The organism is Cellulomonas sp. McL0617 (genome assembly GCF_049994875.1).
In the GTDB taxonomy this organism is placed as follows: domain Bacteria; phylum Actinomycetota; class Actinomycetes; order Actinomycetales; family Cellulomonadaceae; genus Cellulomonas.
Map to the genome: position 1 here is coordinate 3,622,955 of NZ_CP188256.1, position 21,016 is coordinate 3,643,970.

Here is a 21,016-nt window from a genome sequence, read left to right on the forward strand (position 1 = left end):
TCAGGCCTCGCGGTGCCGGTGCCCCAAGCCCGCGGTCGCCAGCGCCAGCGCGCCGGCCACGAGCATCCCGACGCCGACGCCGCGTCCACCGCCCGCCTTGAGCAGCAACGCGCCGACGGCCGCGCCGACCAGGATCAGGCCGACGGCGAGCGATCGGCGCGCCCAGCCGTCGCCCGTGCCGCCGGCCAGCCGCGAGTCTGCGGCCAGACCGGTGAGCGTCGAGGTCACGACCACCGTCGTCACGTCCTTGACGGCGAGCCGCCGCGCGGTCGCCGCCTGAAGCCCCATCGCGACGGCGAGCAGGCCGGTGACCACGAGCGCCCACACCTCGCCCTTCTTGGGCGGCTCGACGATCGCGGCGACACCCAGGCCCGCGGCCAGCACGCCGGTGGCCATGAACGTCATGCTCGTGCGGTGCGACCAGCCCGCGGGTGCCGACCGCAGCACCCGGCCGCCCAGTGCCGCGCCGCCGAGGAAGGCCGCGAGCGCGATCGCCGGGCCCAGGATCGGCAGGTCGTCGCCCCCCACCAGCGCCATGCCGAGGATGACCACGTTGCCGGTCATGTTCGCCGTGAACACGCGGTCCAGACCCAGGTAGCCGACGGCGTCGACGATGCCCGTGGTGAACGTCAGAGCCAGCATCAGCACAAGGTGGCGGCGCGCGTCGTCCCATGTCTTCACGGCGTCATGGTGGGGGTGCGAGGCCGATGAGTGCAACGTTGCAGCCCGGCGCGGCCTCGGGCACCTACCTGCCGTCGTCGCCCCGGACCGTCCTGTGGGGACGTCTCCCCTGCGCGACCGACGAGCCCGTGCTCCGCGTCGCGGACGGGTCGACCGTGACCATCGACACCGTCAGCCACGAGGGGCTGCTGGCCGACCAGGGCAGCGACCCGCTGGCGTACTTCACCGGCCACGGGGTCGCCCCGCAGGACGTGCTGACGGACGCGATCGAGATCGTCGCGACGATGAACCGCGACCCTTCCGACGGCCCGCACATCGTCACCGGCCCGATCTTCGTCGAGGGCGCGCAACCCGGCGACCTGCTCGCGATCACGGTCCTGGAGACGACGCCGCGCGTGCCGTACGGCGTGATCTCCAACCGGCACGGCCGCGGTGCGCTGGCGGGCGAGCTGCCGCGGGGTGACGACGAGGTCAGCGTGTTCACGCCGGTCGTCGACGGTTACGGGCGACTCCCCGTGGTCGAGGGCGGCGCGCGGTCGATCGCGTTTCCGCTCGCGCCCTTCCTCGGGATCATGGGGGTCGCGGTCGCGGGCTCGCAGCGGCCGCACTCGGTCCCGCCCGGCCCGCACGGCGGCAACATCGACATCAACCTGCTGCAGGTCGGGTCCACGCTCTACCTGCCCGTCCAGGTGCCCGGCGCGCTGGCGTACGTGGGCGACCCGCACTTCGCGCAGGGCGACGGGGAGGTCGCGCTCACGGCGCTGGAGGCGTCGCTGCGGGTCACGCTCCGGTTCGACGTGGTGCCGGCCATCGTCGCCAAGAAGGACTTCGGGGAGCTCGACGGCCCGCTCGTGCAGACCGCCGAGTACCTCGTGCCGACGGGGATGCACGAGGACCTCGACGAGGCGGTACGCCGCTGCGTGCGCGCCGCGATCGCGCTGCTGCGGGCACGATGGGGCATGGACGAGCACCTGGCGTACGCCTACCTGTCCGCGGCGACGGACTTCGACATCTCGCAGGTGGTCGACCTGGTGTGCGGGGTGCACGCCCGGATCCGCCTGGCCGACTTCGACGGGGTGCAGCGATGAGTCTCCCGCCCGACCTGCAGGTGGCCTTCGACGCCTATGAGCGCGCCATCCTCGCCGACGACCTGGCGGTCCTGGACGACTCGTTCGCGCCGGGCCCGTCGACCCTGCGCGGGGACCACGCCGGCCTGCTCGTGGGGCACGACGCGATCCGCGCGTTCCGCAGCGGCCGGGGCGGGGTCGCGCCGCGCACCCTGGACCGCATCGAGTCGCGCTGGCTCGCCGACGACTGCTGGCTGATCGTCGCCACGTCGCGCTACGTCGGCGGAGGGACCGGCCTGCAGACGCAGGTGTGGCAGCTGGCCGACGGCCGCTGGCGGATCACCGCCGCCCACGTCACCGGGCGGACCGCGAGCTTCGACAGGTCGGTCTGGCGCACGGTCGGCGACCCGCTCTACCAGGGTGCGTTCGAGGGTCCGCTGCTCGGCCTGCGCGTCGCGGTCAAGGACCTGTTCGCCATCAAGGGGTACCGGATCGGCGCCGGCAACCCGACCTGGCTGCACGACGCGGCGCGGGAGCGTCAGCACGCGCCCGTCGTGCTCGACCTCCTGCGCGGCGGGGCGTCCGTCCGCGGGCTCGCCCGCACCGACGAGCTGGCCTACTCGATCGCGGGCACCAACGCGCACTACGGCACCCCGGTCAACGGTGCGGTCCCCGGGGCGCTCCCGGGCGGTTCGTCGAGCGGGCCGGCCACGGCCGTGGCCACTGGGCAGGCTGACGTCGGGCTGGCCAGCGACACCGCAGGCTCCATCCGCGTCCCGGCCAGCTACCAGGGCCTGTGGGGGCTGCGCACGACGCACGGCCTGGTGCCGCGGCAGGGGATGGTCTCGCTGGCGCAGTCCTTCGACACGGTCGGCTGGCTGACGCGCGACGGCGCGACGCTCGAGGCGGTCGCGTCCTGGTGCCTGGAGTCGGCGGTCGACGAGCCCGCGGACACCGCCGAGCATGACGAGCCGACGCTCCCCGACCTGCTGCGCGTGCCGCGCGAGGCGCTCGACGCCTCCGAACCGGCCACCCGCGCCGCCTTCGAGGCGTGGTGCGCCGGACGGACGGTGGAGCTCGTCGACGTCGGCCCGCTCGCGGACTGGTACGAGGCCTTCCGGATCGTGCAGGCGGCCGAGGCGTGGCGCACGCACGGCCAGTGGGTCACGGACCACCCCGACGCGACCGGCCCGGACATCCGCGCGCGGTTCGCGATCGCCTCGACGGTCACGGCGGAGCAGGAGGCCGACGGTCGCGAACGGCTCGCGGTGTTCTCCATCCGCGTCCGCGGCCTCGTCGGCGATGCCGTCCTCGCCCTGCCCACCACCCCCGGTCCCGCGCCCGCCCGCAACGCTGACCGGCAGCAGCTCGACGACGTCCGCGTCGCCACCCTGCGCATGACCGCGCTGGCCGGCATGGGCGGGCTACCCGCACTCAGCATCCCGGCCCTGCGCGTCGAGAGCCCGCTCGGCCTCGCACCCGTCGGCGTCTGCCTCGTCGGACCCCGCGGCAGCGACCTGTCCCTGGTGCGCCACGCGCGCCGCCTCACGGTTGGAGAACTCGCATGAGCGTCCCGGTCAACCCGCCCCCACGGCTGCTCATGGGTCCCGGGCCTGTCAACGCCGACCCGCGCGTGCTGCGCACCATGTCGACGCCGCTGGTCGGCCAGTACGACCCGGCCATGACGGGGTACATGACCGAGACGCAGGCGCTGTACCGGCAGGTCTTCGCGACGACGAACGAGGCCACGATGCTCGTCGACGGCACGTCGCGCGCGGGGATCGAGGCGGCGATCGTGTCGCTCGTGCGGCCCGGCCAGCGCGTCCTGGTCCCGGTGTTCGGCAGATTCGGGCACCTGCTCGCCGAGATCGCCCTGCGCGCGCAGGCCGAGGTGCACACCATCGAGGTCGAGTGGGGGCAGGTGTTCACGCCGTCGGCCGTCGAGGAGGCGATCGTCCGGGTGAAGCCGCACCTCCTGGCGATCGTGCAGGGTGACACCTCGACGACGATGAACCAGCCGCTCGACGAGCTGGGCGTCCTGTGCGAGAAGCACGGCGTGCTGTTCTACACGGACGCAACGGCGTCGCTGGGTGGGAACGCCTTTGAGATGGACGCCTGGGGTCTGGACGCGGCGACGGCGGGCCTGCAGAAGTGCCTGAGCGGGCCCTCCGGCAGCGCGCCGATCAGCCTGTCGCCGAGAGCCGTGGACGTGATCCGCGGCCGCACCCGCATCGAGGCCGGGATCCGCGACGAGTCCGACGAGGACAGCGGCGAACCCGTGCACTCCAACTACTTCGACCTCGGCATGATCCTGGACTACTGGGGCCCGCGGCGGCTCAACCACCACACCGAGGCGACCACGATGCTCTACGGCGCGTACGAGTGCGCCCGCGTGATCCTCGAAGAGGGTCGCCAAGCGGTGATCGACCGGCACGAGCGCGCCGGCCGCGCGATGCTGGCCGGTGTACAGGGGCTAGGGCTGTCGGTCTTCGGGTCGCTGAGCCACAAGATGAACAACGTGGTCGCGGTGTTCATCCCGTCGGTGGTGGCGGGCGACGCCGTGCGCGCGGACATGCTCGACGACTTCGGTATCGAGATCGGCACGTCCTTCGGGCCGCTGCACGGGCGCGTCTGGCGGATCGGGACCATGGGGGCCAACGCGCGCCTGGACACCGTCCTGGTGACGCTCGCCGCGCTCGAGCAGGTGCTGCGCCGGCACGGTGCCTCCGTGCCTTCGGGCGGCGGCGTTGACGCGGCCTACGAGGCGTGGGGCTGATGGTCGTCTCGGATGCTGCTCGACGGATCATGGCCCGTTGCGACGAGCTCGCCCGGTACTCCTCGATGGAGGGCGGCATCGAGCGGGTCTACCTGTCCCCCGAGCACGCCCGGGTGAACCGCCTGGCCGCCCGCTGGATGCGCGAGGTGGGTCTGGACACGTGGCAGGACGAGGCCGGGAACCTCAACGGGCACCTGGCCGGACGCGACCCGGACGCCCCGTCGCTGCTGCTCGGTTCGCACCTCGACTCCGTCCGGGACGCCGGCCGGTACGACGGCATCCTCGGCGTGCTCATGGCGATCGAGGTGGTCCGCACCCTGCGCCCCCGGGCCTCGTCGTTGCGGTTCGGCCTCGACGTGGTGGCGTTCTGGGACGAGGAGGGTGCGCGGTTCGGTACCGCGCTGCTGGGCAGCTCGGCGATGGCGGGCCAGTGGGACCCGGCGTGGTGGGACCTGACCGACGAGCACGGCACCACGCTGAAGACCGCGTTCCGGGAGTTCGGTCTGGACCCGGGGCGGATCGGCGCCGCGGCCCGCCGCCCGGAGGATCTGGCCGGCTACCTCGAGGCGCACATCGAGCAGGGCCCGGACCTCGACCGCGCCAACGCCCCGCTCGGCGTCGTCACCTCGATCGCCAGCGCCCGCCGGTTCTCGGTCCAGATCCTCGGCGAGGCCCGGCACGCCGGCGGCACGCGGTACGAGGACCGGCACGACGCCCTCCTCGGCGCCTCGGAGGCGACCCTGGCGGTCGAGCGGCTGTGCCGGGCCGAGCATCACATCGTCGGCACCGTCGGCCGTCTGGAGACCTTCCCGGGAGCGGTCAACGTGGTGCCGGGCGAGGCCCGCCTGACCGTCGACCTGCGCGGCGAGCACGACGACGACCGCGACCGGGTCTGGGCGTCCATCACGCGCTCGATGGACGAGATCGCGGGCCGCCGGGGTCTGACGTGGTCGGCGCGCCAGATCCACGAGGCACCCGCGGTCTGGTGCGACGGGCTCCTGCAGGACGTCGTCCGCGCCGGCATCGAGGACGGGTGGTCGACAGGCGCCGGCGAGGCCCCGACCATGTTCAGCCGCGCCGGCCACGACGCCATGGCCATCGGGGCGATCACCGGCGTCGGCATGCTGTTCCTGCGCAACCCCGACGGGATCAGCCACCACCCCGACGAGTCGGTGTCGCTCGCCGACGTCGAGACCGGCCTGCGCGCCCTGACGGCGACCGTCGAGCACCTGGCCCGCGAAGGCGCCTGACCTAGTTAGAGCCGAACCATCCTGGGACGAACCAGAAGGTCGCTCCGCAGAGCGTCAGAGCGAGCAAGAGCGTGGGCGCGATCCGTTTGGTGCGCTCACGGGCGGAGCGCAATCCGAGCTCGTCTCGGAGCAGCGGCCGCGACCTCCGGAGCAGTCCGGATCCCACAGGCCAGTCCGGGAGAGCGTTCATCGGATCCATACCCGTCGCGGCGATGAGCGCCACGTTCACGGCTATGCCGCAGACGACGCCACCCACCAGCTGGCCGCCGACGGACACGATGCGAAGAGTCGCCACGCCCACGGCCGCGGGCATGAGGATCGCAAACCCCCAGATGCCTCGGCGATCGCGAGGCTCCGCCCTCCGAATGGCAAGCAGGAGCACCACGGCAAACGTCACCGCGTAGGCACCAACTGCAACAGCTGTCACCTCAGCACTCTCTTCGAGCTGACCGGTGAGCACCACGCGCACCGCCGCGACCCCGCCGAGGGCGGCGACAGCCTCCTGGTCCTGTGCACGGCGGCTACCAGATCGCGGCGACGATGCCCGCGACCGCGATGACGGCCATGCCGATCCAGAGCCCAAAGGGCGGAACAGCGAGCTCTGAGCGGTAGGCACGTCGGTTCCGAGGGGCGCTCGATGTTGGCCGACGTCAGCGCAGCGGCGACGGCCGTGACGCGCGTGTCCTTACCGGTTGCAGCGAGAAAGTTCGACCCGCCTACCGCGATCGCCGTGAACGTTCGCACAGGTCTCGTCCACGCGATCCCGAGGAAGGACGAACCGCTGAAGGTCAGCCCGTCGTGCCGGCTCACGACCCGTCGATGGAACGGGTTCACGACCTCGACGGCGTTGTCGTGCAACGTCACTGAGGGCGCAAGGAAGAAGCACACACCCATCAGCCAGGTACCGATCGCGATCGCGATCGAGATCGGGTCGAGCATCGGGTAGCTCACGGCACCCAGCACGATGAAGAGCACCGAGAGGTGCAGGACGAAGATCCAGGTGCAGGTCCGGGCGACTTCGTTGGCCTGGAACCGCACCAACACCGCTCCCACGTCTGTTCGCTCCGCGAGCGGCGGTGTGCCCTCCACCATGCGCACCCCCAGCGGTCCCGAAACCGATGCCAGACGCATGGCTCGCCGAGCCTAGTGGAACGCCCTCCGAGATCGGTGTCAGAACAGACCGAGCGCCCGCGCAGCCCGCGGCGCAAGTCTGCGCGCCGGATTCGATGCGCGGATCGCTTCGCCGATGGCGAGCAGCTGGGCGCGGTTGCTTCGTGACTTCAGGATCTCGGTCGTGCCCCTGGACGTCTCGATGACGATCCAGGTCCCGGAGTACGGGATCCATTTCGCGCGGACGTCGACAAGGTTCGCCAGGTCTGTCTCGGTGCGCCCGTGGCGTCCCTCGGCAGTGAGGAGCGACCCGACGACGGAGATGTGCTCGATCGGCCAGAGCAGGAACCACCAGGCGAGTGCGCCCACGACGCTGACCGCAGAGGCCACGACGACGGCCAAGGCCCTCGATTCGATCAAGCCGAGGCAGATCAGCCAGGTGAGACACACCCCGACGACGAGGTGGGGAACTCCGCGCCCGACCTGACCGTCGGTGCCGACGTAGCGGACGGCCGCTTCCGGCGCGTGGTGATCGGCCATTGCTTCCCCATTCGACAGCGCCCACGCCGGCACGACCCGGCCGCCCGACCGTACAGCGTCGGACGTCGAGCGTCGGTCCCGCAGCGGCGGGCCTGAGAGGATCTGCTGCGTGCCCCTCGTTCTCGACCCGCCCCTGTTCGACCACGTCCCCGACATCCGCCTCATCGCGGTCGACATGGACGGCACGCTGCTCGACGACGAGAAAGCGATCCACGACGACTTCTGGCCGCTGCTCGACGCGCTGTCGGACCGCGGGATCGTCCTGTGCCCGGCCAGCGGTCGGCAGTACGCCGCCCTCCGCGGGCAGATCGGCCGTCCCGAGCTCGTGTACGTCGCCGAGAATGGCGCGTACGTGGTGCGCGACGAGGTCGAGCTGAGCTCGGAGACGCTCGACCTGGCGGAGGCGCGCGCGGTGATCCGGGCCCTGCGGTCGGCGGAGCGCCTCGACGTCGGCGCGGTCCTGTGCGGCAAGCGCTCGGCGTACACCGAACGCGCTGACGAGCGGTTCCTCGCCGAGATGCGCCCCTACTACGCGCGACTGGAGCAGGTGGACGACCTGCTCGTGGTCGAGGACGAGATCCTCAAGGTGGCTGTGCTCGACTTCGGGCTCGTCGACGAGGGCGCCGGTCCCGTGCTCGCCGGTTTCCCGGGTGCGGTCGTGTCGGGCAAGCACTGGGTCGACGTGATGAACCCGATCGCCGACAAGGGCCTGGCGTTGCGGCACGTGCAGGACGTCCTCGGCGTGACCCGCGGCCAGACCATGGCGTTCGGCGACTACTTCAACGACGTCGGCCTGCTGGATGCGGCCGAGTGGTCGTTCGCGATGGACAACGCCCACCCGGAGGTCCGGGCGCACGCGCGGTTCGTCGCGCCGGCCAACACCGCCAACGGCGTGGTCCGCACCATCCGCTCCGTGCTCGGCATCTGACAACCCTTTCGGGGCATTGTGCCCGAAATGCTACCTATATAGAGTTTTGTCCATGACACGTCGCCCGTCCGCCCAGACCGTGGCCGTGCTGCGGGCGTTCGCCGTCGATCCGTCGACCTGGCGCTACGGCTACGAGCTCGGGGTCGAGGTCGGCCTCAAGGCCGGGTCGCTGTACACGATCCTGATCCGGCTGTGCGACCGGGGCCAGCTCGAGGCGACGTGGGAGACCGACGCCCCGCCCGGTCGCCCTCCCCGCCACCTCTACCGGTTGTTGCCTGCCGGGCTGCGCCTGTGCGCTGAGCTCGGCGATCCCCGCGTCGAACGACCGCAGGTCGCCCGGGCGACGACCGCGGCGCCTCGGGCGCTGCGACCGTTGGGCGGCCAGTCATGAGCACCCGAGGGGTCGACGGCGCGAGCCTGGCGATCGACGTCCTTCGCCTGGTCCTTCCGGCGCGCCGGAAGGAGTGGGGTGAGGCTGCTCGGTCGGAGCTGGCGGCTCTGACCACCCCGACCGAGCGGAGGAGGTTCGCCCTCAGCTGCTTGCGCATGATGGTCGCGGACCGCGCCACGCTGCGGAACGTCTGTGCAGCCGTGCTGGTCACGGCACTGCTGCTCGCGGCCGCCGTCTCGACCGCCGACATCTCGAACGTCGTCGCGCGCGTCGTGGGCATCTTCCTGATCGCGGCGCAGAGCTGGCTCCTCCTTGCCGCTCGGACGCGTCCCGGGTCCGGCCGGCTGAACCGGTGGATCTCGCCGGTCGGCGCCGGGCGAGCGCACGGAGCCGTGCGGGTCGGTGCCTGTCTGGGGTCGAGCGCGCTCATGTTCACGCTCGTCGTGGGATCGAGGACCACCCCTGGCCTCGGACCGGGCACCGGCACCGGCTCAGAGACCAAGCCGGCCGCCCTTGCTGTCGTCGGCCTGATCGCCCTGGCCATGACCGCCAGCCTGCTGGCGGTCACTGCGGAGCGCGCAGCGATCCCGCCGCGCGTCGTCGGTGTCGGCGGCGCCTGTGGGGCGATCGCCGGGCTGGTCTGGTACGGGTTCGTGCTGACCCGCGGCTATGTGGACCGTGGCGCGCTGGCGCAGGCGTCGCTGATCGCGGTGGGTGTGTGCGCGGCCGTCGCGATGATCGCCGCGGGGTGGCGGCGCCCCGCGGCCCGACGTGTCGAGGCCGGACTGGTGGCAGCCGTCGTCGCCTCGCTGCTGATCTTCACTCTTCCCATGGCGACCTACGCCCTGGTGCCGTCGACCGTTCCTGATCCGAGCCCGGGTTCGCACTGGCCGCAGCTCAACCAGTACGCGCACGACGAGCAGGACGCGGTTGAGGCGATCGAGGTGTACCTGGCGTCGATCCTGGCCGGCGGGATGCTGTCGTTGGTGCTCCTCGGATCCGTCGGTGCACACCGGCGGCGGTCCGAGCCCGACAGCACCCCGGAGCTGCCGTCGGACGAAGAGACCGAGGTGCGGCTGCTCCGGTAGGTCGTGTGCACCGGTCCGCCTGCGATGAATCCTCGCGTGAGCGAGCACGACGAGTGCGTCACCGACAACGGCGTCGTCCATCCGCTCGGTGCTGGCGCACGCCAGACTGGCCCCATGACCGTCGCCGGACTCCTGCTCACACCCGGCTTCGGCGGCACCCGCGACAGCCCGGCGCTGGTCGTGGTCGAGACGGCGGTCGACCCGTTGCCCGTCGTGCGGCTGGATCTGCCGAAGCGTGCGGAGCCCGCCGTCGAGCACGTGGTGGCCGCGGCGGGGACCTTCGCCCAGACGCTCGGCGTCAGGCCCGACCGGCTCGTCCTCGGCGGCCGGTCGTTCGGCGGGCGCGTGTGCTCGATGGCGGTCGCCGGGGGCCTGCCCGTCGCCGGTCTCGTGCTCCTGTCGTATCCGTTGCATCCGCCGGGGCGGCCGGAGCAGCTGCGCATCGACCACCTGCCGTCCCTGAAGGTGCCCGTCCTGGCGATCTCCGGCGAGCGCGACCCGTTCGGCACCCCCGACGAGCTCAGGACGCACCTCGCCGCGATACCGGGCCCGCTGACGCTGACGTTCGTCCCGGGCACCCATTCGCCGACGAACAACGGCGCGGTCGCCCAGGCCGTCAAGGACTGGCTCGCCACGATCGGCTGAATCGTCGCGGCCGGGGCGAGCACCTGCGCTTCGCAGCACGAGCGTGACGCGCCGCCGCTTCGCCTGGGCCGCGCTCGGCGCGGGCACCCGGACGCGCTACGGTCTGCTGTGCCTGAGTTCCACCTCGACGCGCTGCGTCGCTGGCCCGACATCGAGGGTGCGGACCTGGTGGCCGTCGACGCCACGGACCGCCTGCTCCTCGACGACGCGGCCGCCACGCTCGCCGGGACCGGGCCGGGCGACGTCGTGACGATCGGCGACCGCTACGGGGCCCTCACGCTCGGCGCGGTCGCGCTGCACGGTGCCCGCGACGTGCGCAGCCACCAGGACCTGCGCTCGGCGGAGCTCGCGCTGGCCGAGAACGCGCGGCGCTTCGGCCTCGACGTGCACCCGGGGGGCCTGGACGCGACGACCCTCGCCGGCGCCCGCGTCGTCCTCCTGCAGCTGCCGCGGTCGCTCGATGCGCTCGACGAGGTCGCGGCGCTGGTGTCCGAGCACGCCGACCCCGGTGTGCGGCTCTTCGCCGGCGGTCGGATCAAGCACATGACCCTCGCGATGAACGACGTCCTGGCGCGGTGGTTCACCGTCGTCGAGCCGCAGCGGGCGCGACAGAAGTCGCGGGTGCTGGTGGCGTCGGTACCGGCGAGCGACCGACCGCCCTCGGCGTGGCCCGCCTCGCAGCGGCACGACGACCTGGGCCTGACGGTGTGCGCGCACGGTGCCGCGTTCGCCGGCACCCGCATCGACGTGGGCACCCGGCTGCTGCTCGGCGTCCTCGACCAGGCGGCACCGGACGCGGTGACCGCGGTCGACCTCGGCTGCGGCACCGGCGTCCTCGCGACGGCCCTCGCGACGCGCCGAGCCGCCGTGCACGTGGTGGCGACCGACGACTCCGCCGCTGCCGTCGCGTCGGCGGCCGCGACCGCGCGCGCCAACGGCGTCGCCGACCGGGTGCGCGCGGTGCAGGACGACGCCGCCGGGTCGCTGCCGGACGCGAGCGTCGATCTCGTGCTGCTCAACCCGCCGTTCCACGTCGGCGCGACCGTGCACACGGGCGTCGCGCACAAGCTGTTCGAGGCGGCCGCCCGCGTGCTGCAGCCGGGCGGCGAGCTGTGGACGGTGTGGAACTCGCACCTGCAGTACCGGCCCGCGCTCGAGCGGACCGTCGGGCCGACGCGTCAGGTGGTGCGCGATCCGAAGTTCACCGTCGCCGTGTCGACCCGGCGCTGAGCCGACGCCGCGACCGCGTCGATCGTCGCCGCCACGGCGGGCACCCGCAGCAGGTCCGGCGTGGTGACCGCGTGCACGCGTCGCGCCGACGTCCCGGTCGCGGGGCGCAGGACGACCCCGGGCTGGCGCTGAGCGGTCGGGCGGACCAGCTCGGGCAGCAGCGCGACGCCGAGGCCGGCGGCCACGAGGTTGAGCACGGCGACGTAGTCGTCGGTCGCGTAGGCGATCTCGGGGTCGAAGCCGGCGCGCGCCGCGGTGCTCAGCAGGTGCCGGCGGCAGCGCGGGCAGCCGGCGATCCACGACTCGTCGGCGAGCTCCGCCAGGTCGAGGCTCTCCTGGGCGGCGGCCGGGTGGTCGGCCGGCAGCGCGACCATCGTGGCGTCGTCGATCAGGTGGCGCGCGACCAGGCCGGCCAGGTCCTCGTCGGGACCGCCGTAGGAGAACGCGAGCGCGACGTCCGCCGACCCCGCGCGCAGGGCCGCCAGGGCCTCCGGCGGCTCGGCCTCGTCGAGCGTGATCGTCAGGCCGGGATGCCGGCCGCGCAAGTCGGCGAGAGCGCCGGGCACGATCGCCGCCGACGCGGACGGGAACGCCACGAGCCGCACGCGGCCCGACCGCAGCCCGGCCAGCGACGACACCTCCGCGTCCGCCGCCCGCAGCGCCGCCGCGACCGTCGACCCGTGCCGCGCGAGCACCTCGCCGGCCTCCGTGAGCCGGAACGTGCGTCCCGACCGGTCGAGCAGCGACGTGCCGAGTCGCCGCTCGAGACGCCGCACGTGCTGACTCACCGCAGGCTGGCTGTACCCGAGCAGCCGCGCCGCACCGGTGATCGTCCCGGCGTCGGCGATGGCTCGGAGCATCCGCAGCGACCCGACGTCCAACCCCGCGACGTCCGGCTGCTGCTCGGACGATGCGGCCGGCGGTGTGTGGGTGTGCGCCATGGAGTTCAGTATCACTCACCGTTATGGAGATGGGCACAAAGACCCTGTTGTGTGATGCCGACCGATCACGGAGCATCGTCGGCATGGACCTGACCGCCGCCTTCGACCGCGTGCCCGGCTACCTCGACGCGGCGACGTGCGGTCTGCCGTCCCGCGCGACGGCCGACGCGCTGCGCGACGCGCTCGACACCTGGCAGGCGGGCAAGGCCGACCTCGGGGTCTACGACGAGGCCGTAGCCGCCAGCCGCGACGCGTACGCGCGGATCGTCGGCGTCGGGCCGGAGGCCGTCGCCATCGGGGCGCAGGCCAGCGCCCTGGTCGGCATCGTCGCCGCCAGCCTTCCCGACGAGGCACAGGTGCTGGCGGTCGAGGGCGACTTCACGTCCGTCACCTTCCCGTTCGAGGCGCACGCGGACCGCGGCGTCACGGTCCGCTACGTCCCGGTCGAGCGGCTCGCCGACGAGGTCCGTGACAGCACCGACCTGGTCGCCTACTCGTTCGTGCAGTCGCGCGACGGACGCGTCGCGTCGCCCGCGGTCCAGGAGGCGGCCGCCGCGCACGGCGCACGCACCCTCTGCGACATCACGCAGGCCGCCGGCTGGCTCCCGGTCGACGCGGGCGCCCACGACATCACCGTCTGCGCCGCCTACAAGTGGCTGGCGGCTCCGCGCGGCACGGCCTTCCTGACCGTTCGACCGGACGCCGAGCTGCGGCCCACCGGCGCCGGCTGGTACGCCGGTCAGGACGTCTGGGGCAGCGTCTACGGCCCCGCCATGCGGCTCGCCGACGACGCGCGCCGGTTCGACGTCTCGCCCGCCTGGCTGTGCTGGGTGGGCGCGGCGCCCGTGCTCGAGGCGTTCGCGACGGCGGACCTGGCGCAGGTGCACGCCCACGACGTCGCGCTGGCCAACGCGTTCCGCGCCGGGGTGGGTCTCGACCCGTCCGACAGCGCGATCGTCCGGCTTCCCGACGACGCCGTCGGCACCCTGCGCGCCCGCCTCGCCGAGCACGGCTGCCGGACCGCGGGCCGGGGCGGTGGCGTGCGCCTGGCGTTCCATCTCTGGAACGACGAGGACGACGTGGCGCGCGCGGTGGCCGCCGTTTCCTGAGAGCAGCCTTAGGGGCTGCCCCAGGGTCGATTCGGGGGTATCCCCTATATCCCTGGTCGGTGCCGCGACGGAATCCTAGGATTCGAACAGCACGGCTCAGGCGCCGAGACCCATGTATCAGGGGTCCCGCCGGCCACACCTCCCAGTCGTCGCCGACTCCCCACCAGAGGAACTCCCATGGCTTCCGTCGCCGGGTGGATCACCCACCGCTACGTCAAGTTCGTCATCATCGCGTTCTGGATCGCGGTCATCGCCGTCCTGGGCCCCCTCGCGGGCAAGCTGACCGACGCGCAGAGCAACGACGCCAAGTCGTGGCTGCCGCAGAGCGCCGAGTCCACCCAGGTGCTCGACAAGGCCGGCACGTTCGTCTCGTCGAATGTCATCCCGGCCGTCATCGTCTACCAGCGCGACGGCGGCCTGACCGCCGACGACAAGACGAAGGCCACTGCCGACGCGGCGGCGTTCGCCAGCCTGGACACCCTCGGCGGCGGTCAGGTCACCGGCCCGATCTACTCGCAGGACGGCGAGGCCGCGCAGGTCATCGTCCCGCTCGACCTGGGCAAGGACGGCTGGAACCTGGCCGCGGACGCGGTCACCGGCCTGCGCGCCACCGCCGAGGACGGCGCGAACGGGATGGCCGTCTACATCACCGGTCCCGCCGGGCAGGCGGCCGACTCGTCCAAGGCGTTCGACGGCTTGGACAGCACGCTGCTGTTCGCGGCCGTCGGCGTGGTCGTCCTGATCCTTCTGCTCACCTACCGCAGCCCGATCCTGTGGCTCCTGCCGGTCATCTCGGCCGGAGTCGCGCTGACCGTCTCGCAGGCCGTCATCTACCTGCTCGCCCACAACGCGGGCCTCACCGTGAACGCGCAGAGCGCGGGCATCCTCACGGTGCTGGTGTTCGGCGCCGGAACCGACTACGCCCTGCTGCTGACCGCCCGGTATCGAGAGGAGCTGCGCAAGCACGGCGACCGGCACGAGGCGATGGCCCTGGCCCTGCACCGCGCCAGCCCGGCGATCATCGCGAGCGGCGCCACGGTCGCGATCTCCATGCTCGTCCTGCTGCTCGCCTCGATCGCGTCGACCAAGGGCCTCGGCCCGGTCGCAGCCATCGGCATCGTCGTCGCGATGCTCGTCATGCTCACGCTCCTTCCAGCCCTGCTGGTCACCTGCGGCCGCTGGGTGTTCTGGCCGCGCACGCCCAAGCTGGGCGACACCGAGCCGTCCGAGCACGGCTTCTGGTCCCGCATCGGGACGCGCATCGAGCGGCACCCGCGTCGCACCTGGGTGGGCACCGTCGCCATCCTGATCATCGCGGCCTTCGGCATCGTGGCGCTGAACGCGACCGGTCTGAGCAACGAGGGTTCGTTCACCACCGTCCAGCCGTCGATCGAGGGCGAGAAGGTCCTGGCCGCGCACTTCCCGGGCGGCGCCGGCGCGCCCGTCGTGGTCATCGCCAACACCGAACAGTCCGCCGACGTCGTGACCGCCTTCGCGAGCGTGGACGGCATCGACCCGACGAGCGTCAAGGCGCTCGGCGACAAGGACGGCGTCACCTACATCGAGGGCACGCTGACGTCCGAGCCCGACAGCCAGGCGGCGTACGACACCGTCGACCGGGTCCGCGACGCGGTGCACGCCGTGCCGGGCGCGGACGCCCTCGTCGGCGGCACCAGCGCCATCACGCTCGACGTGCAACGCGCCTCGGTGGCCGACAACAAGCTGATCATCCCGATCATCCTGCTGGTGGTGTTCGTCGTCCTGATGATCCTGCTGCGGGCCGTCCTCGGGCCGCTCGTGCTCATCGGCACGGTCGTCCTGTCGTTCGCGGCAGCCATCGGGATCAGCGCGCTGTTCTTCAAGTACGTGTTCGGGTACGAGGGCGCGGACACGGCGTTCCCGCTGTTCGTCTTCGTCTTCCTGGTCGCGCTGGGCATCGACTACAACATCTTCCTCATGACGAGAGTCCGGGAGGAGACGCTCCGCATCGGGCACCACCGCGGCTCGCTGGTCGCGCTGGCGGCCACCGGCGGCGTCATCACGTCGGCGGGCCTGGTGCTCGCCGGGACGTTCGCGGTGCTCGGCACGCTGCCGCTGGTCGGGTTCGCCGAGATCGGCTTCGCCGTGGCCCTCGGCGTCCTGCTCGACACCCTGATCGTCCGGTCCGTGCTGGTCACGGCCCTGAACCTCGACATCGGCAAGATGATGTGGTGGCCCAGCGCCCTGGCCCGCAAGCCCGACCCGACCCCGGCGATCGTGGCCGAGGAAGAGCCGGTGCCGGTCGCCTGAGAAGGCAGATCCGGCGCGGTCCGCACCTGGAGGGGATGCGGACCGCGCCGGATCCGGTTCTGATGGGTTCCATGCACACACGCACCCTCGGAGACGTGACGGTCAGTGCCATCGGGCTCGGCGGGATGCCGATGTCGATCGAAGGCCGGCCACAGCGCGAACGCTCGCTCGCCACCATCCACGCCGCGCTCGACGCCGGTGTCACCCTCATCGACACCGCCGACGCCTACCACCTGCACGCCGACGAGGTCGGGCACAACGAGTCGCTCATCGCGGAGGGCCTGCGCACGTGGGGCGGCGACACGTCGGGCGTGCTCGTCGCGACGAAGGGCGGGCACCTGCGCCCCGGTGACGGCACGTGGACGGTCGACGGCTCGCCCGCGCACCTGCGCCGGGCCGTCGAGGACTCGCTGCGGCGCCTCGGCGTCGAGGCGATCGGCCTCTACCAGTTCCACCGTCCCGACCCGCGCGTGCCCTACGCCGACTCCGTGGGCGTGCTGGCCGAGCTGCTGGACGCCGGCAAGATCCGGATGGCCGGCATCTCGAACGCCAACCCCGAGCGCATCCGGCTGGCGCAGGAGGTGCTGGGCGGCCGGCTCGTCTCGGTGCAGAACCAGTACTCGCCCGCGTTCCGCTCCTCGCAGCCCGAGCTCGACCTCTGCGCCTCTCTGGGGATTGCGTTCCTGCCGTGGAGCCCGCTCGGCGGCATCGGTCGCGCCGGGAGCCTGGGTGCCCGGTACGAGGCGTTCCGGCGCGTCGCCGCGGCTCACGACGTCAGCCCGCAGCAGGTGGCCCTCGCGTGGGAGCTGTCCCGGTCGCCCGTGGTGATCCCCATACCCGGCGCCTCCCGCCCGTCGTCGATCGAGGACTCGGTGCTCGCCGCCGACCTGCAGCTCACGCCGGAGGAGCTGGCCGCACTGACCGCTAGCTGAGCGCGGCCTCGAACACGCCGAGCGCGGCCGCCGAGAAGAGCACGAAGCGCACGAGGTCGACCTGCGCGCTCGAGGCGCGCACCGCGTCGACGGCGATCTGCGCGACGTCCTGCACGGCCCAGCCGTAGACGCCCGCGCTGACCGCGGGGAACGCGACGCTCGTCGCACCGATCTGCGCGGCGACCTCCAGCGACGTCGCGAAGCACGACGCCAGCAGCGCCGGATCGGTCTGGCCGCGATGGCGGTTCGGGCCGACCGTGTGGATGACCCAGCGCGCCGGCAGCCGGAACCCGGGCGTCGCGACCGCCTCCCCGACGGGCAACCCGTCGGGCAGCGTCGTGCGCCGCAGCTCCCGGCACGCGGCGAGCAACGACGGCCCGGCCGCGGAATGGATCGCCCCGTCGACCCCACCGCCGCCCAGCAGCCCCGAGTTCGCTGCGTTGACGATCGCGTCGACGTCCTGCGTCGTGATGTCGCCCTGCACCGCGTCGATCTGCATGCACCCATTCAAAGGCGAAGGCCCCTCGGACGCTTACTCCGAGGGGCCTTCACCTGGTCCTGAGATTACCGGCCGGCACCCGGCGGACGGGTGAACGCCACACCGCTCGTCCACAAATATTGTCCACAGGCCTGTGTTAACAGCGCGTTTCCGCAGGTCGACCTGTGGACGACCCTGTGGGGTCAACGGTGGATAAAGATCGCGTCCAGAACCCCTTGCGGCGGGTTGAGGAGCAGGACTAGAAATCTCACATCGAGGTCGACAGATCGAGATCCGCAGGTGAAAGGCCCCTTCCGGGGAGCCGAAGCCGGCCGGTGACGGAACCCCTTCGGGGGCCACGGAACCGCCGACGGACGCGAGCCGGACGGACCCCAGCCTCAGGCGTCGGAGCCCTCTCGAGGGCACCGGAGCCCGGCAGCGAAGGACCCCCCTCGGGGGCGACGGAGCCGGCGGTGACAGGCAGTCGGGCTCGGGCCGGCCGGAGAACGGGCGACCACATCGGAGGGGCAACCCGACGACTCGCGGATGACGACGCGAGGGTCGCTACGGACCGGGCGGTAGATCGTAGTCGTCCCGCTCACGGCGGGTCGCCAGCTTGGGAGCCCCTCCGGGGGAGCGCGAGCAGGTGACGCACCGGGTGTCAGGACGTAGCCGCACCGTCAGCGCGGCGTCGGTCGCCGGTTCGCCGGGGGCCAACGGCCTACGGTCACGGAAGGGCCCCTCGGACGCTTACTCCGAGGGGCCCTTCTCCGTGTGTGGGGTGCTTACAGCACCTTCGCGAGGAAGTCGCGGGTGCGCTGCTCGGTCGGGGCACCGAGCACCTGGTCGACCGACCCGTGCTCGACCACGAACCCGTCGGCCATGAAGACGACCTGGTCGGCCACCTCGCGGGCGAACCCGATCTCGTGGGTCACCACGATCATGGTCATCCCGGAGTCCGCCAGGTCGCGCATGACGCCGAGGACCTCGCCCACCAGCTCCGGGTCGAGGGCCGAGGTCGGCTCGTCGAAGAGCATGAGCTCGGGGTCCATGGCCAGCGCGCGGGCGATGGCGACGCGCTGCTGCTGACCGCCCGAGAGCTGCGCCGGATAGTGCTCGATGCGATCGGACAGGCCCACGCGCGTGAGCACCTCGGTGGCGCGGTCCCGGGCCTGGGCCTTGCTGCGGCCGAGCACCTGGACCTGCGACTCCATGACGTTGCCGAGCGCCGTCATGTGCGGGAACAGGTTGAACCGCTGAAACACCATGCCGATGCGCGAACGCTGCCGCGCGATGACCTTGGGGTGCAGCCGGAACAGCGTCGGCTTGCCGCCGCGCATGCCCTCCCGGTAGCCCATCAGCTCGCCGTCGACGCGGATGCTGCCGGCGCCGATCTCCTCGAGCTGGTTGATGCAGCGCAGCGCGGTCGACTTGCCCGACCCGGACGGGCCGAGCACGACGGTCACGGTGCCGGTGGGCACGACGAGGTCGACGCCGCGCAGCACGTGCGACTCACCGAACCACTTGTGCACACCGGCCATGTCGACCATCGGGACGTCGATCACCGGCTCCGTGATCACGGGTTCGCCTCCAGCGGGCCGAGATCGTGCGTGGTGCCGGCGGCATTGATCGCCGCCTGTCTGGGCACGCGGCGTCGCTTCTTCGTCGGGACGTGCGAGTCGAAGCCCTTGCCGTAGTACCGCTCGAGGTAGCTCTGGCCCACCATCAGCACGCTCGTGATCGCGAGGTACCAGAGCGCCGCGACGACGAGGAGGGGGACCGGCTCGAAGATCCGGTTGGCGATGTTGGCCTGTGCCGAGTTCAGCTCGAGGGTGAACGGCACGGCGATCACGAGCGACGTCGTCTTGAGCATGGAGATCGTCTCGTTGCCCGTGGGCGGGACGATCACGCGCATGGCCTGCGGGAGCACGATCCGACGCAGGATGCCGCCGTCGGACATGCCCAGCGCGCGGGCCGCCTCCGACTGCCCGGTGTCCACGCTCTGCAGGCCGGCGCGCACGATCTCCGCGAGGTACGCGGCCTCGTTGAGGGCCAGGCCGATGACCGCGAGCCGGGACGCCAGGAACACGTCCTTCGTGGAGAAGTGCAGGAACTCGGGCCCGAACGGCACGCCGAGCGACAGCGTCGGGTAGAGCACCACGACGAGACCCCAGAAGATGAGCTGGGTGTAGATCGGGGTGCCACGGAAGAACCAGATGTAGACCCAGGCGACGTACCGCATGACCGGGTTGCCCGAGCGTCGCATGATCGCGAGCAGCACGGCCAGCACGATCGCGATCGCCATCGAGGCGACGGTGAGCCAGATGGTCCAGCGCACGCCCCGCAGGATCTGCGGGCTGAACAGGTACTTCGCGACCGTCGGCCACGCGAAGTTGTCGTTGGTGATCAGCGCGCTGGCGACCATCGCCGCCAGCACCAGCACCACCACAGCGGACACCCAGCGCCCGGGATACCGGACGGGCACCGCGTGGATCCGTTCCGGCACCCGGCCCTGGGTGTCCACCGTGGTAGGCGCGCTCATGGCGTCAGCTGACCGTCGGGTTCACGTCGGCCGTGGTGACCGCGCCGACCTCGTTGCCCCACGCCGTGAGGATCTTGAGGTAGTCACCGCTGTCGATGAGCTTCTGCACCGCCTTCTGGATCGCGTCCGTCAGGGCCTGGTCGTCCTTCGAGACGACGATGCCCTGGGGGGCGCTGGCGAAGACGTCGCCGAGCTGCTCCAGCTTGCCGCCGGTCTGCGAGATCGCGTAGGCGATGATCGGGGAGTCGGCGTACATGATGTCGGCCTTGCCGCCGACGAGCGCGGTGGTCACGTCCGTCTGCTTGGCGTACTTCAGCGGCGTGATCTCCTTCTTGCCGTCCGTCTTGCACTGCGCGCTGGCGGTATCGAGCTCGGTGTCCTCGACGGTGCCCGTCTGGACGCCGACCGTCAGGCCGCAGATGTCGTCGCCGGAGAGCTTCTTCGGGTTGCCCTTGGCCACCGCGTACGCCTCGCCGGCGTTGAAGTACTCGACCATGTTGGCCTGAGCCTCGCGGTCGGGGTTGATGGTGAACGACGAGACGCCGACGTCGTACTTGGTGCCGATCGCCGGGATGATGCCCGTGAAGTCGGCGGTCTGGACGTCAGCCTTCAGACCGAGCACCGCGGCGATGCCCTTGGCGAGGTCGACGTCGTAGCCGATCGGCGTGGTGCCGTCCTCGCCGATGTACTCCGCAGGGGCGTACGTGGTGTCCGACCCGACGACGAGCTTGCCGGTGCTGGCGATCTTCGAGGGCAGCAGAGCCGCGATCGTGTCGTCCTTGGCGATGGTGGTCGGGTCGAACGAGGCCGCGCCACCGCCGGCGGCCGCCGTGGACGAGGTGTCGCTGCTGCCGCTGTTGCCGCCACAGGCGGTCAGGAAGAGCGCCGATGCCGCGAGCGCGGCGGACGCGAGGACGAGACGGGAACTACGCACAGAGGACCTCCTGCGACGCCGGGGGACGTCGTCTGGTTCGGAAGGACGGGGACGCGACCACTGCACAGGTGCATGCCGCGCTCGC

20 protein-coding genes are annotated in these 21,016 nt (G+C 72.0%); 12 read left to right on the forward strand and 8 right to left on the reverse strand.

Annotation, left to right across the window (positions count from 1 at the left end; genetic code table 11):
- Positions 1-642: a YoaK family protein gene (locus ACPPVS_RS16515; RefSeq protein ID WP_426596008.1), complete on the reverse strand. Its 642-nt coding sequence runs from the start codon at positions 640-642 to the stop codon at positions 1-3.
- Positions 643-707: 65 nt separating this feature from the next.
- Here ACPPVS_RS16515 and ACPPVS_RS16520 point away from each other — a divergent pair, with 65 nt between their 5' ends.
- Genes ACPPVS_RS16520 through ACPPVS_RS16535 form a run of 4 tightly spaced genes read left to right on the forward strand, consistent with a single transcriptional unit; the run spans position 708 to position 5,774 of the window.
- Positions 708-1,769 (forward strand): acetamidase/formamidase family protein, encoded by a 1,062-nt coding sequence (locus ACPPVS_RS16520; RefSeq protein WP_426593318.1) that lies wholly within the window; start codon positions 708-710, stop codon positions 1,767-1,769.
- Positions 1,766-3,316, forward strand: coding sequence for an AtzH-like domain-containing protein (locus tag ACPPVS_RS16525; RefSeq protein ID WP_426593319.1), 1,551 nt, complete (start codon positions 1,766-1,768; stop codon positions 3,314-3,316). The genes ACPPVS_RS16520 and ACPPVS_RS16525 overlap by 4 nt, the downstream gene beginning before the upstream one ends.
- Complete coding sequence (locus ACPPVS_RS16530) at positions 3,313-4,524, forward strand: pyridoxal-phosphate-dependent aminotransferase family protein (protein WP_426593320.1); 1,212 nt, start codon at positions 3,313-3,315, stop codon at positions 4,522-4,524. The genes ACPPVS_RS16525 and ACPPVS_RS16530 overlap by 4 nt, the downstream gene beginning before the upstream one ends.
- Positions 4,524-5,774 (forward strand): allantoate amidohydrolase, encoded by a 1,251-nt coding sequence (locus ACPPVS_RS16535; protein ID WP_426593321.1) that lies wholly within the window; start codon positions 4,524-4,526, stop codon positions 5,772-5,774. The genes ACPPVS_RS16530 and ACPPVS_RS16535 overlap by 1 nt, the downstream gene beginning before the upstream one ends.
- Before the next feature lie 423 nt (positions 5,775-6,197).
- Here ACPPVS_RS16535 and ACPPVS_RS16540 read toward each other — a convergent pair whose 3' ends face one another.
- Together ACPPVS_RS16540 and ACPPVS_RS16545 are read right to left on the reverse strand one after the other, a co-directional pair.
- On the reverse strand, positions 6,198-6,905 hold the full coding sequence (locus ACPPVS_RS16540; protein ID WP_426593322.1) for a hypothetical protein: 708 nt from the start codon (positions 6,903-6,905) through the stop codon (positions 6,198-6,200).
- Between the two features lie 39 nt (positions 6,906-6,944).
- The gene (locus tag ACPPVS_RS16545; protein ID WP_426593323.1) at positions 6,945-7,457 is read right to left on the reverse strand and encodes a hypothetical protein; all 513 of its coding nucleotides are present in this window, start codon (positions 7,455-7,457) and stop codon (positions 6,945-6,947) included.
- A gap of 76 nt (positions 7,458-7,533) precedes the next feature.
- Between ACPPVS_RS16545 and ACPPVS_RS16550 the strand changes: the two genes are divergently transcribed.
- From ACPPVS_RS16550 to ACPPVS_RS16570, 5 genes are all read left to right on the forward strand, one after another.
- Complete coding sequence (locus ACPPVS_RS16550; RefSeq protein WP_426593324.1) at positions 7,534-8,352, forward strand: Cof-type HAD-IIB family hydrolase; 819 nt, start codon at positions 7,534-7,536, stop codon at positions 8,350-8,352.
- Positions 8,353-8,404: 52 nt separating this feature from the next.
- Complete coding sequence (locus tag ACPPVS_RS16555; RefSeq protein WP_426593325.1) at positions 8,405-8,743, forward strand: PadR family transcriptional regulator; 339 nt, start codon at positions 8,405-8,407, stop codon at positions 8,741-8,743.
- Positions 8,740-9,831, forward strand: a complete 1,092-nt coding sequence (locus tag ACPPVS_RS16560) for a hypothetical protein (RefSeq protein ID WP_426593326.1) — start codon at positions 8,740-8,742, stop codon at positions 9,829-9,831. Before ACPPVS_RS16555 ends, ACPPVS_RS16560 begins: the two co-directional genes overlap by 4 nt.
- Positions 9,832-9,945: 114 nt before the next feature.
- Complete coding sequence (locus ACPPVS_RS16565; RefSeq protein WP_426593327.1) at positions 9,946-10,476, forward strand: alpha/beta family hydrolase; 531 nt, start codon at positions 9,946-9,948, stop codon at positions 10,474-10,476.
- A 108-nt stretch (positions 10,477-10,584) separates the two neighbouring features.
- Positions 10,585-11,706 (forward strand): class I SAM-dependent methyltransferase, encoded by a 1,122-nt coding sequence (locus ACPPVS_RS16570; protein WP_426593328.1) that lies wholly within the window; start codon positions 10,585-10,587, stop codon positions 11,704-11,706.
- Here ACPPVS_RS16570 and ACPPVS_RS16575 read toward each other — a convergent pair.
- On the reverse strand, positions 11,655-12,647 hold the full coding sequence (locus ACPPVS_RS16575; RefSeq protein WP_426593329.1) for a LysR family transcriptional regulator: 993 nt from the start codon (positions 12,645-12,647) through the stop codon (positions 11,655-11,657). The genes ACPPVS_RS16570 and ACPPVS_RS16575 overlap by 52 nt on opposite strands.
- Before the next feature lie 83 nt (positions 12,648-12,730).
- Here ACPPVS_RS16575 and ACPPVS_RS16580 point away from each other — a divergent pair, with 83 nt between their 5' ends.
- The 3 genes from ACPPVS_RS16580 (at position 12,731) to ACPPVS_RS16590 (ending at position 16,977) form a co-directional block, all read left to right on the forward strand.
- Positions 12,731-13,756 carry an aminotransferase class V-fold PLP-dependent enzyme gene (locus ACPPVS_RS16580; RefSeq protein WP_426593330.1) on the forward strand — a complete coding sequence of 342 codons (1,026 nt, stop codon included), beginning with the start codon at positions 12,731-12,733 and terminating at the stop codon, positions 13,754-13,756.
- Positions 13,757-13,933: 177 nt separating this feature from the next.
- Positions 13,934-16,045 carry an MMPL family transporter gene (locus ACPPVS_RS16585; RefSeq protein ID WP_426593331.1) on the forward strand — a complete coding sequence of 704 codons (2,112 nt, stop codon included), beginning with the start codon at positions 13,934-13,936 and terminating at the stop codon, positions 16,043-16,045.
- A 71-nt stretch (positions 16,046-16,116) separates the two neighbouring features.
- Positions 16,117-16,977: an aldo/keto reductase gene (locus tag ACPPVS_RS16590; protein WP_426593332.1), complete on the forward strand. Its 861-nt coding sequence runs from the start codon at positions 16,117-16,119 to the stop codon at positions 16,975-16,977.
- On the opposite strand, the gene ACPPVS_RS16595 is transcribed toward ACPPVS_RS16590, so the two are convergent.
- The 4 genes from ACPPVS_RS16595 to ACPPVS_RS16610 all read right to left on the reverse strand — a co-directional run bounded on the left by ACPPVS_RS16595 (position 16,970) and on the right by ACPPVS_RS16610 (position 20,931).
- On the reverse strand, positions 16,970-17,476 hold the full coding sequence (locus ACPPVS_RS16595) for an O-acetyl-ADP-ribose deacetylase (RefSeq protein ID WP_426593333.1): 507 nt from the start codon (positions 17,474-17,476) through the stop codon (positions 16,970-16,972). The genes ACPPVS_RS16590 and ACPPVS_RS16595 overlap by 8 nt on opposite strands.
- Before the next feature lie 764 nt (positions 17,477-18,240).
- Positions 18,241-19,005: an amino acid ABC transporter ATP-binding protein gene (locus ACPPVS_RS16600; RefSeq protein WP_426596009.1), complete on the reverse strand. Its 765-nt coding sequence runs from the start codon at positions 19,003-19,005 to the stop codon at positions 18,241-18,243.
- A 26-nt stretch (positions 19,006-19,031) separates the two neighbouring features.
- Positions 19,032-19,997 carry an amino acid ABC transporter permease gene (locus tag ACPPVS_RS16605; protein WP_426593334.1) on the reverse strand — a complete coding sequence of 322 codons (966 nt, stop codon included), beginning with the start codon at positions 19,995-19,997 and terminating at the stop codon, positions 19,032-19,034.
- A 4-nt stretch (positions 19,998-20,001) separates the two neighbouring features.
- Positions 20,002-20,931 carry an ABC transporter substrate-binding protein gene (locus ACPPVS_RS16610; RefSeq protein ID WP_426593335.1) on the reverse strand — a complete coding sequence of 310 codons (930 nt, stop codon included), beginning with the start codon at positions 20,929-20,931 and terminating at the stop codon, positions 20,002-20,004.
- Between the last annotated feature and the right edge of the window lie 85 nt (positions 20,932-21,016).

Coding starts and splice junctions, on each gene's coding strand:
- ACPPVS_RS16515 (WP_426596008.1), bottom strand. CDS start 642: ATGCTGGCTCTGACGTTCACCACGGGCATCGTCGACGCCGTCGGCTAC.
- ACPPVS_RS16520 (WP_426593318.1), top strand. CDS start 708: ATGAGTGCAACGTTGCAGCCCGGCGCGGCCTCGGGCACCTACCTGCCG.
- ACPPVS_RS16525 (WP_426593319.1), top strand. CDS start 1,766: ATGAGTCTCCCGCCCGACCTGCAGGTGGCCTTCGACGCCTATGAGCGC.
- ACPPVS_RS16530 (WP_426593320.1), top strand. CDS start 3,313: ATGAGCGTCCCGGTCAACCCGCCCCCACGGCTGCTCATGGGTCCCGGG.
- ACPPVS_RS16535 (WP_426593321.1), top strand. CDS start 4,524: ATGGTCGTCTCGGATGCTGCTCGACGGATCATGGCCCGTTGCGACGAG.
- ACPPVS_RS16540 (WP_426593322.1), bottom strand. CDS start 6,905: ATGCGTCTGGCATCGGTTTCGGGACCGCTGGGGGTGCGCATGGTGGAG.
- ACPPVS_RS16555 (WP_426593325.1), top strand. CDS start 8,405: ATGACACGTCGCCCGTCCGCCCAGACCGTGGCCGTGCTGCGGGCGTTC.
- ACPPVS_RS16560 (WP_426593326.1), top strand. CDS start 8,740: ATGAGCACCCGAGGGGTCGACGGCGCGAGCCTGGCGATCGACGTCCTT.
- ACPPVS_RS16565 (WP_426593327.1), top strand. CDS start 9,946: ATGACCGTCGCCGGACTCCTGCTCACACCCGGCTTCGGCGGCACCCGC.
- ACPPVS_RS16575 (WP_426593329.1), bottom strand. CDS start 12,647: ATGGCGCACACCCACACACCGCCGGCCGCATCGTCCGAGCAGCAGCCG.
- ACPPVS_RS16580 (WP_426593330.1), top strand. CDS start 12,731: ATGGACCTGACCGCCGCCTTCGACCGCGTGCCCGGCTACCTCGACGCG.
- ACPPVS_RS16585 (WP_426593331.1), top strand. CDS start 13,934: ATGGCTTCCGTCGCCGGGTGGATCACCCACCGCTACGTCAAGTTCGTC.
- ACPPVS_RS16590 (WP_426593332.1), top strand. CDS start 16,117: ATGCACACACGCACCCTCGGAGACGTGACGGTCAGTGCCATCGGGCTC.
- ACPPVS_RS16595 (WP_426593333.1), bottom strand. CDS start 17,476: ATGCAGATCGACGCGGTGCAGGGCGACATCACGACGCAGGACGTCGAC.
- ACPPVS_RS16600 (WP_426596009.1), bottom strand. CDS start 19,005: ATGGTCGACATGGCCGGTGTGCACAAGTGGTTCGGTGAGTCGCACGTG.
- ACPPVS_RS16605 (WP_426593334.1), bottom strand. CDS start 19,997: ATGAGCGCGCCTACCACGGTGGACACCCAGGGCCGGGTGCCGGAACGG.